Annotated in this window: 14 protein-coding genes; 9 read left to right on the plus strand and 5 right to left on the minus strand. The window is 33.3% G+C overall.

Annotated features, from left to right (window positions below; all coding sequences use genetic code 11):
- The first annotated feature begins 7 nt into the window (after positions 1-7).
- Positions 8-757 carry a uroporphyrinogen-III synthase gene (locus OLM54_RS14545; protein ID WP_264535303.1) on the plus strand — a complete coding sequence of 250 codons (750 nt, stop codon included), beginning with the start codon at positions 8-10 and terminating at the stop codon, positions 755-757.
- 214 nt (positions 758-971) lie between these two features.
- Positions 972-1,442 carry an Lrp/AsnC family transcriptional regulator gene (locus OLM54_RS14550; RefSeq protein WP_035681816.1) on the plus strand — a complete coding sequence of 157 codons (471 nt, stop codon included), beginning with the start codon at positions 972-974 and terminating at the stop codon, positions 1,440-1,442.
- A 140-nt stretch (positions 1,443-1,582) separates the two neighbouring features.
- On the opposite strand, the gene OLM54_RS14555 is transcribed toward OLM54_RS14550, so the two are convergent.
- From OLM54_RS14555 to OLM54_RS14575, 5 genes are all read right to left on the minus strand, one after another.
- Complete coding sequence (locus OLM54_RS14555) at positions 1,583-2,269, minus strand: zinc metallopeptidase (RefSeq protein ID WP_264535304.1); 687 nt, start codon at positions 2,267-2,269, stop codon at positions 1,583-1,585.
- Between the two features lie 149 nt (positions 2,270-2,418).
- Positions 2,419-3,015: a hypothetical protein gene (locus OLM54_RS14560; RefSeq protein ID WP_264535305.1), complete on the minus strand. Its 597-nt coding sequence runs from the start codon at positions 3,013-3,015 to the stop codon at positions 2,419-2,421.
- Positions 3,002-3,475, minus strand: a complete 474-nt coding sequence (locus OLM54_RS14565; RefSeq protein ID WP_264535306.1) for an RNA polymerase sigma factor — start codon at positions 3,473-3,475, stop codon at positions 3,002-3,004. Before OLM54_RS14565 ends, OLM54_RS14560 begins: the two co-directional genes overlap by 14 nt.
- Positions 3,476-3,477: 2 nt before the next feature.
- The gene (locus OLM54_RS14570) at positions 3,478-4,323 is read right to left on the minus strand and encodes an alpha/beta fold hydrolase (RefSeq protein WP_264535307.1); all 846 of its coding nucleotides are present in this window, start codon (positions 4,321-4,323) and stop codon (positions 3,478-3,480) included.
- 155 nt (positions 4,324-4,478) lie between these two features.
- Positions 4,479-7,598, minus strand: a complete 3,120-nt coding sequence (locus OLM54_RS14575) for a leucine--tRNA ligase (RefSeq protein ID WP_264535308.1) — start codon at positions 7,596-7,598, stop codon at positions 4,479-4,481.
- Positions 7,599-7,956: 358 nt separating this feature from the next.
- On the opposite strand from OLM54_RS14575, the gene OLM54_RS14580 reads away from it, so the two are divergent.
- The 7 genes from OLM54_RS14580 to truB all read left to right on the plus strand — a co-directional run bounded on the left by OLM54_RS14580 (position 7,957) and on the right by truB (position 14,865).
- A complete protein-coding gene (locus tag OLM54_RS14580; protein WP_264535309.1) occupies positions 7,957-8,304 on the plus strand; it encodes a winged helix-turn-helix domain-containing protein in 348 nt (115 codons plus the stop codon).
- Positions 8,305-8,534: 230 nt separating this feature from the next.
- Complete coding sequence (locus OLM54_RS14585; protein ID WP_264535310.1) at positions 8,535-11,096, plus strand: TonB-dependent receptor; 2,562 nt, start codon at positions 8,535-8,537, stop codon at positions 11,094-11,096.
- A gap of 12 nt (positions 11,097-11,108) precedes the next feature.
- On the plus strand, positions 11,109-11,699 hold the full coding sequence (locus tag OLM54_RS14590) for a molybdopterin-dependent oxidoreductase (protein WP_264535311.1): 591 nt from the start codon (positions 11,109-11,111) through the stop codon (positions 11,697-11,699).
- A 337-nt stretch (positions 11,700-12,036) separates the two neighbouring features.
- Positions 12,037-12,912, plus strand: coding sequence for a cell division protein FtsX (locus OLM54_RS14595; protein WP_264535312.1), 876 nt, complete (start codon positions 12,037-12,039; stop codon positions 12,910-12,912).
- Positions 12,913-13,011: 99 nt separating this feature from the next.
- Positions 13,012-13,266, plus strand: a complete 255-nt coding sequence (locus tag OLM54_RS14600; protein ID WP_264535313.1) for a DUF3098 domain-containing protein — start codon at positions 13,012-13,014, stop codon at positions 13,264-13,266.
- Positions 13,267-13,372: 106 nt separating this feature from the next.
- The gene (locus OLM54_RS14605) at positions 13,373-14,170 is read left to right on the plus strand and encodes an undecaprenyl-diphosphate phosphatase (protein ID WP_264535314.1); all 798 of its coding nucleotides are present in this window, start codon (positions 13,373-13,375) and stop codon (positions 14,168-14,170) included.
- On the plus strand, positions 14,170-14,865 hold the full coding sequence (gene truB, locus OLM54_RS14610) for a tRNA pseudouridine(55) synthase TruB (RefSeq protein ID WP_264535315.1): 696 nt from the start codon (positions 14,170-14,172) through the stop codon (positions 14,863-14,865). Before OLM54_RS14605 ends, truB begins: the two co-directional genes overlap by 1 nt.
- Positions 14,866-14,870: the final 5 nt, after the last annotated feature.

Genomic DNA, 14,870 nt, shown 5'->3' on the forward strand with positions numbered 1-14,870 from the left:
TTATAATATGAAAGTGAAAACAATTTTGGTGTCACAGCCTGAACCTAAAGTGGAAAATTCTCCTTACTTTGAGCTCCAACAAAAACACAAAATAAAAATTGATTTCAGACCATTTATTCATGTGGAAGGGGTTAACGCGAAAGAGATTCGATTACAAAAAATCGACCTTAATCATTATACGGCGATTATTTTGACAAGCAGAAATGCTGTAGATCATTTTTTCAGAGTAGCGGATGAAATGCGCTACAAAGTTCCTGAAGGATTGAAATATTTTTGTCAATCTGAAGCAGTTGCGTTTTACCTGCAGAAATATGTAGTGTACAGAAAGCGAAAAATTTATGTAGGTGCAAAAGATTTTGCTGATTTATCTCCACTGATTAAAAAATACAAAGACGAAAAATTCCTGCTTCCTGCATCAGATCAATTAAATGCTGACGCACCTATTACTTTAAATAGTTTAAAAGTAGACTGGACGCAAGCAGTTTTTTACAAAACTGTAATGAGCGATTTATCTGATTTGGCAGATGTTTATTATGATATTTTAGCATTTTTTAGCCCAACCGGAATTAAATCATTGTTTAAAAACTTCCCTGATTTTAAACAAAACAATACCAGAATTGCAGTTTTTGGAAGCACAACTCAAAAAGAAGCTCTTGATTATGGTTTAAGAATCGATATTCTTGCTCCAACTCCTGAAACGCCTTCTATGACAATGGCTTTAGAAAAATACATTAGCGAAGCAAACAAAGGAAAATAATCCTTTTTTAAATAAAATTTATAAATTCCAAATTCCAACTTTATGTGTTGGAATTTGGAATTTTATTTTTAAAACCAACCTTAATTTCATTTAATCCCTTCATGGTGAAAAAAAAAAAATCAAATCTTCCTTTTTCAAATATTTTAAAGTTTTATTCCTAAATTTGATTTCTAACTAAAACCAAATAACTAAAATTAGTTTCAAATTACAAGTTATGAAAATCAACTCCCTATTAATCGAAATTGACGGTATCGACAAAGAAATTCTTCGTTATTTAATGGACGATGCCCGGAAACCTATTTTACAAATTGCAAATAAAATAGGAATTTCAGGAGCAGCGATTCATCAGCGTTTAAAAAAACTGGAACAATCCGGTGTTATTTCAGGATCGAAATTCACTGTAAATCCAAAAGTTTTGGGTTATAATACAATGGCTTTTGTTGGAGTTTATCTGGATAAAGCCTCCCGAAATTCTGAAGCGGTAAAAGACCTGAAAAAAATTCCCGAAGTTTTAGAATGTCATTATACAACCGGAAACTGGTCTGTATTAATAAAAATTATTTGTCGTGACAACGAACATTTAATGCAGCTTTTAAACACAAAAATTCAGGCTATAGAAGGTGTTTCAAGAACCGAAACATTCATTTCATTAGACCAGCAGATTGACAGGCAAATTCAGCTGTAAATTAGAAAATGTGCCAATTAGAAAATTAGATAATTAAAAAAAGCCGATAAGTTTAAAAACTTATCGGCTTTTATTTTATAGATTTAGAAAATTTTCTAATTGACTAATTTTCTAATTGGCACATTATCTTATTATCTCATTTAGTTTCTCCTGCTTCCGGAATAAATTGAAATATAATATAGCAACGTTGCGATAGATCCAATTGCAGCTACAACATAAGTTCTTGCTGCCCATTTTAAAGCATCTTTTGCTCCTGCCTGTTCTTCCTGAGTTAGCATATGTTTATTTTCTAACCAGGCGAGCGCTCTGTTACTGGCATCGTATTCTACAGGCAAAGTAATAATCGAAAATAAAGTTGTTGCAGCAAAAATGATTATTCCGATTAATAATAATTGCGGAAAAGTACGAATCATCAGGATTCCGGCGATCAAAATCCATTGTACATAATTAGATGCAACACTTACAATAGGCACTAATTTAGAACGCATTGTTAGCCATTCGTAACCTATAGAATGCTGTACTGCGTGTCCGCATTCGTGAGCCGCAACAGCCGCAGCGGCAGCATTTCGGTGATTGTAAACGGCTTCACTTAAATTTACTGTTTTATCACTCGGATTATAATGATCTGTCAATTGACCCGGAGTCGAAATAACACGAACGTCTGTAATACCGTTATCGGCTAACATTTTTTCGGCAATTTCGGCACCGCTCATTCCGTTTCGTAATTGTAATTTAGAATATAATTCGAATTTACTTTTTAATTTTGAACTAACCAGCCAGCTGAATAACATAATTGCGCCGGCAATAATTAAATATCCACTTCCCATTTTTTTTGATTTTTTGATTGAAATTTAAACTTACAAAACAAACAGCAATTTACGAACCAATTTCAAGAAATGTCATTTTGGCATTCAGAAGATTTTGTTAATTTAAAAAATTGTTCGTCAAAAGAAACGATATTAATTCGGAGATTTTTCTATTCATTGTCTAATTGCTTATTCACTTCTTCAAACTTCTCAATTAGGTTATTTATTTTGATTTCATGTTTTTTAATTTCTTTTGGTCTAAGATAAAACCATGTAAATCCAATCCAGAGAAACAACAGTACATAGGTTAAAATACCGTAAAAAGAACTCATTCTTGATGTGTATTCATACATGTACAGCGATATTCCGGTTCCTAATAAAACAAAATACAAACTCAAAATCTTTGACTGCAAAAATTGCTGTTTTCTTTTAATCAAAATGAGCTTTTGTAAATATTGCTGATTGGTTTGTGCTTCATCTATATTTTTATAAGTACCCAATAATCGGTTATAAACAACCATATAAATTACCATTGCAGAAATTGTTAAAACTATTCCAATTTTAGTCGAAATAAATTCCGGCTGATAATAATACCAGATAAAAACAATAAAAGTACATGTTGCAAAAAGTATGACATTGGTAATCCACAAAATACGTAACGCTGTTCTTTTAAACTGTTTTAATCTCGCCAATAAATCTTCTATATTGGGCTGATTTACGGTTTGCTTTTTCCATAAATCTTTGAAATCTATATTATTGTTGTCCATTTTCTTTGAATTTTTGAGTCAGTTTTTCTTTTATCCTGTGAATTTTTACTCTGGTATTTGCTTCGGAAAGTCCTACGATTTTTGCTATTTCTGCTTGTTTTACATCTTCAAGTTCCAGCGAAATAATAATACGGTCTGTTTCCGGCAATTCTGCAATACATTGGTATAAAAACTGAATTTGTGGTTCTAATGAATGTAGTTTTTCTTCGGTAAGATGAACGGGCAAATCTGATTTAGGAAAGCGCTTTTGCTTTTCAATCTGTCTCAAACAATTATTAGAAGCAATTCTGAAAATCCAGGTTCCTACACTCGACTCGTTTCTAAAAGTGTCCAATTTTTGCCAGACAATAATAAAAGTTTCCTGAGCCAGATCCTGCGCAATATCATAATCGTTAACAAAACCCATACAAAGCCTGAATATCCTGTCCCAATATGTTTTGTAGATAACTTCAAATTCCATTGTTACGATTTTATAAAATTGTTCAATTGGGCAAAATACCACGTTGTATCATCGTACATAATAAAGTGCAAACCTTTATTGGCATATTGCAAATTAGCCGTTTTTAGGTTTTTGTACTGCGCTTCGATTGTTGGTTTGAAATTTACAAAATAAGACTCAAGCAATATTAAAGAAGGACATTTTATAGTCGAAATTTTCTCCCTTAAATCAGTATTTGCAAAATCGCAAAATACTCCTGCAAACGTTTTTCGATCAGATTTTATTCCCCAGCTGATAATCAAATCTTGCTTAGAAACATCTGCAACAAGTCTGGGAATATTTGTTTTTTGCATTTCTAAAAACTGCGCGTCAGACATTGCCGTCATTTGATCTATTATTGGCGAACAATCGTTATTTTCTTTTGATTTAAAGGAAGGATTCATCATAGCGCTTAAACACGGAAGCGAATCGACAACAACAATTTTGCTGATAAGTTCCGGATAATCTGCCGCCAAAGCCATCGCCAATGCACCGCCCATACTGTGTCCGATTATAATTAGTTTTTCGATTTTGTTTTCTTTAATGTAATTTGCAATTTCATTTTCCCAATTTGCAAAAGAAGCGTTTGGCTGTGGTTTTACTCCTGCAAAACCAGCCATTGTAAGTGTATAACAAGTAAAATCTTTTTCGAAATTGGCTTTTGTTTCGTTCCAGACATCTGCTGAACTGGCAAATCCCGGAATAAAAAGTATGGCTTGTTTTCCTTTTCCGGTTTTAACAACCTCAAAAGGATATGATTTTGTTTGTGCAAACACATTTAAACATAATGCTGAAAATAAAAGGGCGATAATTAAAATATACTTTTTCATTTTTAATAGATTTAAGTTGATAAATAATCGGATCCGCCCTTTGGATACGAGCACTATTAAAATGTTACAACTCAAATGAAATTTTTAATAAAAAAAATCCCAAACCTCAACAAAAGTTGGAATTTGGGATTTATAAAATATTGGAATTTATTTGATTATCCAACCAAATTGATGATCTTTCCGGGAACAATAATAACTTTATTTGGTGTTCTACCGTCAAGTTGTTTTAATGTTCTTTCGTCTTTCATGATGATTTCTTCAATTTGCGCTGCGGTTAAATCCAAAGGCAATTCGATTGTGAAACGCATTTTTCCGTTGAAAGAAACCGGATATTCTTTAGAGCTTTCTACTAAATGTTTTGCATCAAAAGCAGGAAAAGCAACTGTTGAAATTGAAGTTGAATGTCCTAACTGCGACCATAATTCTTCTGCAATGTGTGGTGCATAAGGCGAAACCAAAATTGCCAAAGGTTCTAAGATTGCTCTCGAATGACAATTTTGAGTTGACAATTCATTCACACAAATCATAAATTGAGAAACCGATGTATTGAAAGAGAAACTCTCAATATCTTCTGCTACTTTTTTGATCGTTTTGTGCAATGATTTTAAGTTGTCTTTTGTTGGTTCGTCGTTGTTAACGATTAAACCGCTATTTTCATCAAAATACAAACGCCATAATTTTTTAAGGAAACCAAAAACTCCAGAAATTCCAGCAGTATTCCAAGGTTTTGCCTGCTCTAACGGCCCTAAAAACATTTCATACAAACGCAATGTATCAGCTCCATATTCATTACAAACATCATCTGGAGTAACGACATTGTAGTAAGTTTTCGACATCTTCTCAACTTCTCTTTCAACTTCAAAATTACCAGCAGCATCTTTTATAGCATTTTTCTCAAATTTAACTAAACGTAAATCCGTTTTTTGTCTTAGAGTTTCAAAATTTATATTATTTGACACATCTAAATAATCAATATTGATACGCAAGTTTAAAACTTCAAACTTAAACAAAGTGTTTGACTCGTTTATTGTTGTACAGTTTTCGAAATTAAATCTCTCTAAAATTAATTCTTTTAAGTCCGCACTTAACTCATTAGAGTTTAAAAACCTATTTTTCTCATTCTTGGTTATTAAACTTTTACTAATAAAAACATTTCCATTTTCGTTATTAATAACAAAAGTATTTTTATCTTCTACTGAAACAGTTTCGTCAAAATTAAGAAGAACAATATATGGCTTTGCACTCATTCCCAAAATCATTCCCTGATTGATCAGTTTTTTGAATGGTTCTTCGGTTGGAGCGTAACCTTTGTCTTTTAAGAATTTATTCCAAAAACGAGAATACAATAAATGTCCGGTTGCGTGTTCGTTTCCTCCAATATATAAATCGACATTTTCCCAATAGGCTAAAGCTTCTTTGCTTGCAAATTCATTCTCATTGTGCGCATCCATATAACGCATCCAGTACCATGAACTTCCCGCCCAACCCGGCATTGTGTTCAGTTCAAGAGGAAATATTTCGAAATTATCAACTAAATCAGTATTTACAACTTCATTGTTTTTAGTATCCCACGCCCAGATTGTCGCATTTCCTAACGGAGGCAAACCATCTTCTGTTGGTAAATATTTTTCTACTTCCGGCAAAATAATTGGCAAATGATGTGCATCGATCATTTTTGGCAAACCATTTACATAATAAACCGGGAAAGGTTCTCCCCAATAACGCTGACGAGAGAAAACCGCATCACGCATACGGTAATTTGTTTTTCCGCTTCCCTGCCCTATTTCTTCCAGTTTAGCAATCGCTTTTTGAGTTGCTTCTTTATAATTTAATCCGTTTAAGAAATCAGAATTTGCGATTTCAACATTGTCTTTCGATCCGTAAGCGGTTTCAGAAATATCAACATTGGCAAAAATATTCTTGATTTCCGGCATTCCGTTTTGACCTTTAAAGAAATTGGCAAAAGCGTAATCTCTTTCGTCTCCGCAAGGAACCGCCATTACAGCACCCGTTCCATAACCTGCCAAAACATAATCACCAATCCAAACCGGAATTGGCTCTTTTGTAAAAGGATGTACAGCATAAGCTCCGGTAAATACGCCTGAAATGGTTTTTACATCGGCCATACGCTCACGCTCTGAACGTTTTGCTGTTTTTTCGATATATGCTTCAATTGTTGCTTTTTGTTCCGGAGTTGTAATTTCAGCAACCAAAGGATGCTCCGGTGCCAAAGTCATAAAAGTTACTCCAAAAATAGTATCAGGACGAGTGGTAAAAACCTCTATAAAACTTGTTTCAGGTTTCACGTTTAAAGTTTCATCACTTTGCGCGTCATACTGAGACTGATTACTGGAAACTTGAAATTTAACCAGCGCTCCAACCGATTTTCCAATCCAGTTTCTTTGTGATTCTTTTATAGATTCGCTCCAGTCAATATCATTTAAACCTTGCAGCAAACGTTCTGCATAAGCAGAAATTCGCATGCTCCATTGGGTCATTTTTTTACGTATTACAGGAAACCCTCCACGCTCTGAAACTCCGTTTACAATTTCGTCATTTGCCAAAACAGTTCCTAAACCGGGACACCAGTTTACTTCGGTTTCTGCCAAATACGTCATTCTGTATTGCAAAAGAATTTTTTCTTTTTGATCTTCAGAGTAGGAATTCCATTCTGCTGCTGTAAAAATGGCAACATTATCATCGCAAACGGCTTCGACCAAAACATTTCCTTCGCCTTCAAAAACTTTAACAAGCTCAGCAATATCAAAAGCCTGATTTTGTTTTTTGCAATACCACGAATTAAACAATTGAATAAAAATCCATTGCGTATGTTTATAATAATCAGGATTTGAGGTACGCACTTCACGCGCCCAGTCAAATGAAAATCCAATTTTATCTAATTGTTTTCTATAACCTGCTATTTGTTTTCCTTCTTTATCAACTCCGCCGTCAATATTTACGCGCGTTGTATCTTCGGGACGCTGTCCTGTCTGAATCGCATATTGTTCAGCCGGCAATCCAAAACTGTCGTATCCCATTGGGTGCAAAACATTGAAACCCTGATGTCTTTTGAAACGAGAATATACATCTGAAGCAATATATCCCAGCGGATGCCCAACGTGTAATCCCGCTCCTGACGGATAAGGAAACATGTCTAAAACATAATGCTTAGGTTTTTCAGCCCCGAGACTTCGGGGATTTGATGCAGCAAAAGTTTGGTTTTTAGCCCAATATTTTTGCCATTTTTCTTCGATTTCGTTTGGATTGTATTTCATTATACTTTAAGATTCAAAGGTTCAGAGTGACAAAGGTTCAAAGGTTTGTCACCGAATTAAGTCCGCAAATTTACATTTATTGATGATTGTACCAAAGCTATTTCGTTGACAAACAAATAAAATAACAAAATACTTATTTTTAATTACGTACAAATACTTATATTTGTGTTTTTATACTTAGGAAATTATTATTAATTAAATACGCTAAAGCAATAATCAACGCAATATATCTTTATCCAAAGTTCCGGAGGAACGAATTATATTGTAAAGCTGGATTTCAATCCGGCAAAAGAAAGAATCCATGAAAGAATATTATTACAGCATAATAACTATTTTTGTAAGATCATAAAAGGATCAAATGAATAATACCAAAAAATATTCTGTTGAAGTACGCCTTTGGATTGAAGAAACTGAAGGTCCGTTTTTGGGAATTGGAAAAATCTGGCTTTTAGAAAATATTCGAAAAACAGGTTCTATAACGAATGCCGCAAAAGAAATGAAAATGTCATATCGACAAGCCTGGCAACTGGTTGAAGAAATGAATCAGCGTGCAGAAAATCCTTTGGTTGAAAAACTTCTTGGAGGAAAAGGCGGCGGCGGCGCAAAACTAACCGAAGCGGGAGAAAAAGCAATTGTCATTTTCTACGAAATCGAAAAACGCATTAAAGATTTTGCTTTAAAAGAAACCCAAAATCTAAAGTTTTAAAAAAACATTTAAACACATAGAAACATAGCTTTAGTTAATTTAAAAAAAAGGCGCTTTACTCATTTCAATACATAGCAAATCTATGTTTTACAAACTAGTTTCTTTTCATCCTCTTTTTAAGACCAAAAACTATGTTTCTATCTGTAAAAAAAATTAAACGTTCAAACCAAAAACCATTTTTTTTAACCGTCAGTATTCATTTAAAAACATACTGAATTTGTATTCTAATTATGAAACTAAAACTTTACACCTTTCTTGTTCTGATAAGTTTAAAAAGCTTCTCTCAAACAGAAAATTCAAAAAAAGATCAGGACAGCATTAAAAAGGAGGATTTAAATGAAGTTGTAATTACCGCTTCACGACGATCTGAAAATATTATGCGTTCGCCAATAAGTATTGAACAGTTAAAATCGGCAGAAGCAAAAAAAATGGGTTCGCCAAGTATTTATGAAGCACTTGAAAATGTAAAAGGCGTTCAGATTATTACGCCAAGTTTAGGTTTTAAAGTCATTAATACAAGAGGTTTTGCGAATTCCACAAATGTAAGATTTGCTCAATTGGTTGACGGTATCGATAATCAGGCGCCACATTTGGGCGCTCCAATTGCCAATGCACTCAGCGCAAATGATCTTGATATTGATAAAATCGAAATTATTCCGGGAACGGCAGCGGCTTTGTACGGAATGAACGCTATAAATGGTTTGGCAAATATCCAGACTAAAAATCCATTTGAATACCAAGGCGTGAGTGTTCAGCAATTAACTGGCGTAAATCATGTTGGCAATATTGATCGGTTTTCACCGAAAGTGTATTCGCAATTTAATTTACGTTTTGCAAAAGCATTCCATGAAAAATTTGCTTTCAAAATAAATGCCTCGACAACAGGCGGAACAGATTGGGTTGCGGATGACCGAACAGATTTGGCTCCAAATGCCAATGCTTCGACCAATTTATTCGGCGCAGATAATCCGGCTTATGATGAAGTAAACGGTTACGGAAATGAATCGGCAAACAGAAAAACATTGAGTTTAAATGGAAAAAATTATGTCGTTGCCAGAACGGGTTATCGCGAAACGGATATTACGGATTATGATATTAAAAATTACAAAGCTGATATTGGTTTTTATTTTCGCCCAAAACAAGGAAACGAACTTTCTGTAACCTATAAAACGGCATTGATTAATACCATTTACCAGCGTTCAAACCGATTTAGATTAGATGATTATACTTTAAATCAATTTGCAATAGATTATCACACGCCAATTTTTCAGGTAAAAGCATACGCTACAACCGAAAATACCGGAAACTCATATAATCTTCGTTCATTGGCAGAAAACATGGATCGCGCCTATAAATCAGATGATAAATGGTTTGCAGATTATACAACCGCGTATAAAAACGCCGTAACTAACGGAGCAACTGTTGCCGATGCGCACAAAATAGCCAGAACACAATCTGATCAAGGGCGTTTTGAACCGGGAAGTGAGGCTTATGAAGCAAAGAAAAATGAATTAATCGACATCAATAATTGGGATATTGGCGCGGCTTTGCGCGTAAAATCGACTTTGGTTCATGGCGAAGGTTTGATTAATTGGGATAAAGCTTTTGTCTCTTTCTTCGAAAAAATTGACGCTAAATTATTAAGTGGTTTCGATTACAGAACTTATATTATTGTTCCTGACGGAAATTATTTCATCAATCCGAAAAGTGCCACTGAAAATTTGACTTATCAAAAAACAGGTGCATTTACGCAAATAACAAAAGATTTTTTCAACAGTAAATTACGATTTGGCGCAACAATACGAATGGACAAAGCAGATTATTTTGATGTTAAATTTACGCCTCAATTTACCGCCGTTTATTCGCCAAAGCAAACAATCAACTTTAGAGCATCATATCAAAATGGATATCGTTTTCCGAGCATTTTTGAAGGTTTTTCGAATGTAAATTCAGGCGGTGTAAAACGTGTTGGCGGTTTGCGAATTATGTCTGATGGTATTTTTGAGAATTCGTATACCAAAGCTTCCATAGATAAATTTCAGGCACAGGTAAATAATGATATAAATACACTTGGTATTACGCAGGCGGCGGCAATTGAAAAGAATAAAAATACGATTCAGAAAAATCCATATACGTATTTAGAACCTGAATTTGTAAAATCTTTTGAGTTTGGTTTTAAGGGAATGGCTTTAGACAGAAACCTTTTTATTGATGCTGATTTTTATTACAACTCCTATAAAAACTTTATTGCGCAGGTAGAAGCCAGTATTCCAAACACAACAGATCCAAATGGTATTCCGACAGCTTTATATTCAAAAAATACGCAAAACAGATATCGTTTATGGACAAATTCTAAAAGTAAAATTTACAATTACGGAGGAAGTTTAGGTTTAAAATACCGAATTGATGAAACTTTTACGGCGTTAACAAATCTTACTTACACAAAACTTGACAGAACTGATGATAAAGATGGGCTTGAAGATGGTTTTAATACGCCTGAATTTAATGTAAACGGAACTTTAATAGCAAATAATATCTGGCGAAATCTGGGTGCGAGCGCAACGGCAAGATATCAAAACAATTTTGATTATGTCTCTTTTTTAGTTTCAGGAACCGTTCCCGCTTATTGGTCGATGGACGCTCAGATAAATTACAATTTTAAGAAAACAGGATTAACAACTAAATTAGGCGGAACCAATATTTTAAACAAACCTTATACTTCTATTCTTGGCGGACCATCAATTGGCGGATTATATTATTTATCTTTAACTTGGGAAAGCAGTAAAATTTAAAACAATCATAAAATGAAACCACAAAATTATATTCTCGTTCTTTTTATTGCCATAACATGTAGTATGTGTAATTCTTCGAAAAAAGAAGACAAAATTGTTATCGAAAAAAACGCATCAACAGAGAAAGAACACCATCATGCGTTAACTGAAGCAGACAGTTTGAAATTAGTAAATCATCAAATTGAAGTAAAAGGCGAAATTGAATTTCCACTGCAATTAAGTATCGATTCTTTACAAAAAATGAAAGTAGCAACGATTTCAAATTTTAAAATAATTGGTCAGAATGGCGATGTTAAAAAAGACAATAAAATTAGTAAAGGTGTTTTATTGAAAGACATTTTAGAAAAAGCTAAAATAAAACAAAAAGATCATAAAGACCGTAACTTCTATATTGTTGCCAGAGCTTCAGATGATTATAAAGCAACTTTCTCGTGGGCAGAAATATTTAATAATCCAACAGGAGAAAACACTTATGTTCTTTTTGAAGAAAACGGAAAACCGATCAAAAATGGAGAAATGGTTTTGATTTGCAAAAACGATGTTAAAACCGGACCAAGACATGTTTACTGGCTAAAAAGTATTGAGGTTTATAGAGTGAAGTAAGGTTCTGAGGCACTAAGGTTCTGAGGTTTTTTAAACGCAAAGAACGCTAAGATTTTTATCTCGTAATTACGCTGATAAAACGCAAAGTTCACAAAGCTTTTTATTTATTAAGCTTTGCGAACTTTGCGTTTTTATAACAGCATGCATTAAAAAAAACTTAGCGTTCTTTGTGGTTAAGAAACATAAAGCTTGGCATACTTTCTGGTTAAACCAAACTACAAAGGTTTTTAATGTTGATTCTTTTGATCTTTAATTGTACATTTATAGTATAAAAGTTCGTTAATAACTTTAAATAAAGAAATACTTTATTATTTTTACCACATAATTTAAGCATACTATGAGTTCTAACTTTGATAAATTTCAAAAGCGCAGGTTAATTTCCTCTTATTTTTCGGTTGTATTAAGTGTTTTTCTGGTTCTATTCCTTTTAGGAGTACTGGGATTATTCATTATCAATTCTAAAAAACTGGCTGATGATTTTAAGGAAAAAATCGCAATGACAGTTTTCTTTAAAAATGAAGCCAATGATAGTGTAATAAAAGCTTTTAATACGCAATTAAAAAGAGCTCCTTTTGCAAGATCATTTGTTTATGTAACCAAAGAAAAAGCTGCAAAAGAACATACTGATATTATTGGAGAAGATTTCCTTACTTTCTTAGGAGAAAACCCATTATTAAATTCTTTTGATATTCACTTAAAAGCAGATTATGTTGAGAGAGACAGCATTCTGCAAATTGAAAGCAAACTACGCCAAAATACCATGATTGAAGATATTGTTTATGACAAGCAATTGGTAAATCTGGTTAACGATAACATCAAAAAAGTAAGTATGTGGATTTTGATTATCAGCGGTTTCCTTACCGTAATTGCTGTTTTATTAATCAACAGTTCATTACGTTTATCCATTCACTCAAACCGATTCATTATTAAAACGATGCAAATGGTTGGCGCAACAAAATCGTTTATTCGTAAACCATTTGTTATGCGTAGTGTAAAACTAGGAATATTGGGCGCAGGATTGGCAATTATTGCCTTGATTGCACTTTTACTTTATGTAGAAACCAATTTCCCGGGATTAGGAATTTTAGAAGACAAAGTCTTAATTGCACTTGTATTGTTAGCCGTTTTCGGATTGGGTATTTTAATTACCTGGGTAAGTACGCACTTTGCAACACAACGTTTCCTGAATTTAAGAACAGACGATCTTTACTAGAAAGTATTCAGTCGCAGTTTTTACTTTTCAGTAATTTCAAAATAAAGAATAAACTCATATAAAAGAGGGTGAAATTGCTTCGTTCCTCGCAAAGACAAGATGAAAAATAATAACAACAATACAGAACAACCGCAAAAACAGGAATTTCTTTTTGATGGTATCAACTACAAAATTCTATTAATTGGAATTGGTGTTATCGCATTAGGATTTGTTTTAATGTCTGGCGGAGGAAGTGATAATCCTAATGTTTTTAATGAGGATGTTTTTAGTTTCAGACGTATTCGTTTGGCTCCAACAACTGTTTTAATTGGTTTTGGAATCACGATTTATTCTATTTTCAAAAAATCTAAGTAGACTTTCTTAGACTGCTTAGACAACTTAGATCTTTAGATTATAAGATTAATCTTTTCTGAAAAAATCTAAGAAGTCTAATATTCTAAAAATCTAACAATCTAATTAAATGAATACATTACAAGCTATCGTTCTTGCCATTATTGAAGGAATTACAGAATTCTTACCTATTTCTTCAACTGGCCACATGATTATTGCTTCTTCTTTTTTCGGAATTGCACATGAGGATTTCACCAAACTTTTTACGATTGTTATTCAGCTTGGCGCTATACTTTCGGTAGTTGTTTTATATTTCAAACGCTTTTTTCAAACACTTGATTTCTATTTTAAACTATTGGTTGCGTTTATTCCTGCCGTTGTTTTAGGTTTATTATTAAGTGATTTTATTGATGGTTTATTAGAAAATCCGGTTACGGTTGCCATTTCTCTTTTAATAGGCGGTTTGATTTTATTAAAAGTAGACGAATGGTTTAATAATCCGAATACAGCCGAAACATCTCAGGAAATCACTTATCTGCAAGCTTTTAAAATTGGTTTATTTCAATGTTTGGCTATGATTCCCGGAGTTTCAAGAAGCGGCGCAAGTATTGTGGGCGGAATGTCGCAAAAATTATCAAGAACCACAGCGGCAGAATTCTCATTTTTTTTAGCAGTTCCAACCATGTTGGGTGCAACAGTAAAAAAATGCTACGATTATTATAAAGCAGGATTCGAATTATCTCATGATCAGGTTAATTTGTTGATTATAGGAAATGTTGTTGCTTTTATAGTAGCACTTTTAGCCATCAAATCTTTCATTGGTTTTTTAACTAAAAATGGTTTTAAAGTTTTTGGTTATTACCGAATTATTGCCGGAATCATTTTATTATTGATTCACTTTTTCATTCATCCCCTTACGATTATATAATGACACCTGAAGAATATTTAAACGGACAAGTTTTATTGATTGACAAACCTTTAAAATGGAGTTCGTTTCAAGCTGTCAATAAATTAAAATACCTTTTAATCAATAAAGTCGGACTTCCAAAAAAGTTTAAAATTGGTCACGCCGGAACTCTTGATCCATTAGCGACCGGATTATTATTAATTTGCACAGGAAAATTCACCAAAAGAATATCTGAACTTCAGGGTCAGGCTAAAGAATATACGGGAACTTTTTATATTGGAGCCACTACTCCATCGTATGATTTAGAAACAGAAATCGATCAGACTTTTCCAACTTCGCATATCGACGAAGCTTTGATTCATGAAACCGTAAAACAGTTTTTAGGCGAAATTGATCAAAAACCACCAATTTTCTCCGCTATTAAAAAAGACGGCGTTCGTTTATATGAACATGCACGCGCCGGAGAAACTATAGAAATCGAAAGCAGAAAAACGACTATTCATGAATTTGAAATAACCCGAATTGCACTTCCTGAAATCGATTTTAGGGTTGTTTGCAGTAAAGGAACTTATATTCGTTCATTAGCTTTTGATTTTGGAAAAGCCATGAATTCAGGATCACATTTAACTGTTTTACGCCGAACTAAAATTGGCGATTACGACGTTAAAAATGCGATCGATATTACTTTGTTTGAAGAAAGTCTACTACAAAATTAAAATCC

The organism is Flavobacterium sp. N1736 (assembly GCF_025947065.1).
Classification (GTDB): domain Bacteria; phylum Bacteroidota; class Bacteroidia; order Flavobacteriales; family Flavobacteriaceae; genus Flavobacterium.

Coding starts and splice junctions, on each gene's coding strand:
- OLM54_RS14545 (WP_264535303.1), top strand. CDS start 8: ATGAAAGTGAAAACAATTTTGGTGTCACAGCCTGAACCTAAAGTGGAA.
- OLM54_RS14550 (WP_035681816.1), top strand. CDS start 972: ATGAAAATCAACTCCCTATTAATCGAAATTGACGGTATCGACAAAGAA.
- OLM54_RS14555 (WP_264535304.1), bottom strand. CDS start 2,269: ATGGGAAGTGGATATTTAATTATTGCCGGCGCAATTATGTTATTCAGC.
- OLM54_RS14560 (WP_264535305.1), bottom strand. CDS start 3,015: ATGGACAACAATAATATAGATTTCAAAGATTTATGGAAAAAGCAAACC.
- OLM54_RS14565 (WP_264535306.1), bottom strand. CDS start 3,475: ATGGAATTTGAAGTTATCTACAAAACATATTGGGACAGGATATTCAGG.
- OLM54_RS14570 (WP_264535307.1), bottom strand. CDS start 4,323: ATGAAAAAGTATATTTTAATTATCGCCCTTTTATTTTCAGCATTATGT.
- OLM54_RS14575 (WP_264535308.1), bottom strand. CDS start 7,598: ATGAAATACAATCCAAACGAAATCGAAGAAAAATGGCAAAAATATTGG.
- OLM54_RS14580 (WP_264535309.1), top strand. CDS start 7,957: ATGAATAATACCAAAAAATATTCTGTTGAAGTACGCCTTTGGATTGAA.
- OLM54_RS14585 (WP_264535310.1), top strand. CDS start 8,535: ATGAAACTAAAACTTTACACCTTTCTTGTTCTGATAAGTTTAAAAAGC.
- OLM54_RS14590 (WP_264535311.1), top strand. CDS start 11,109: ATGAAACCACAAAATTATATTCTCGTTCTTTTTATTGCCATAACATGT.
- OLM54_RS14595 (WP_264535312.1), top strand. CDS start 12,037: ATGAGTTCTAACTTTGATAAATTTCAAAAGCGCAGGTTAATTTCCTCT.
- OLM54_RS14600 (WP_264535313.1), top strand. CDS start 13,012: ATGAAAAATAATAACAACAATACAGAACAACCGCAAAAACAGGAATTT.
- OLM54_RS14605 (WP_264535314.1), top strand. CDS start 13,373: ATGAATACATTACAAGCTATCGTTCTTGCCATTATTGAAGGAATTACA.
- truB (WP_264535315.1), top strand. CDS start 14,170: ATGACACCTGAAGAATATTTAAACGGACAAGTTTTATTGATTGACAAA.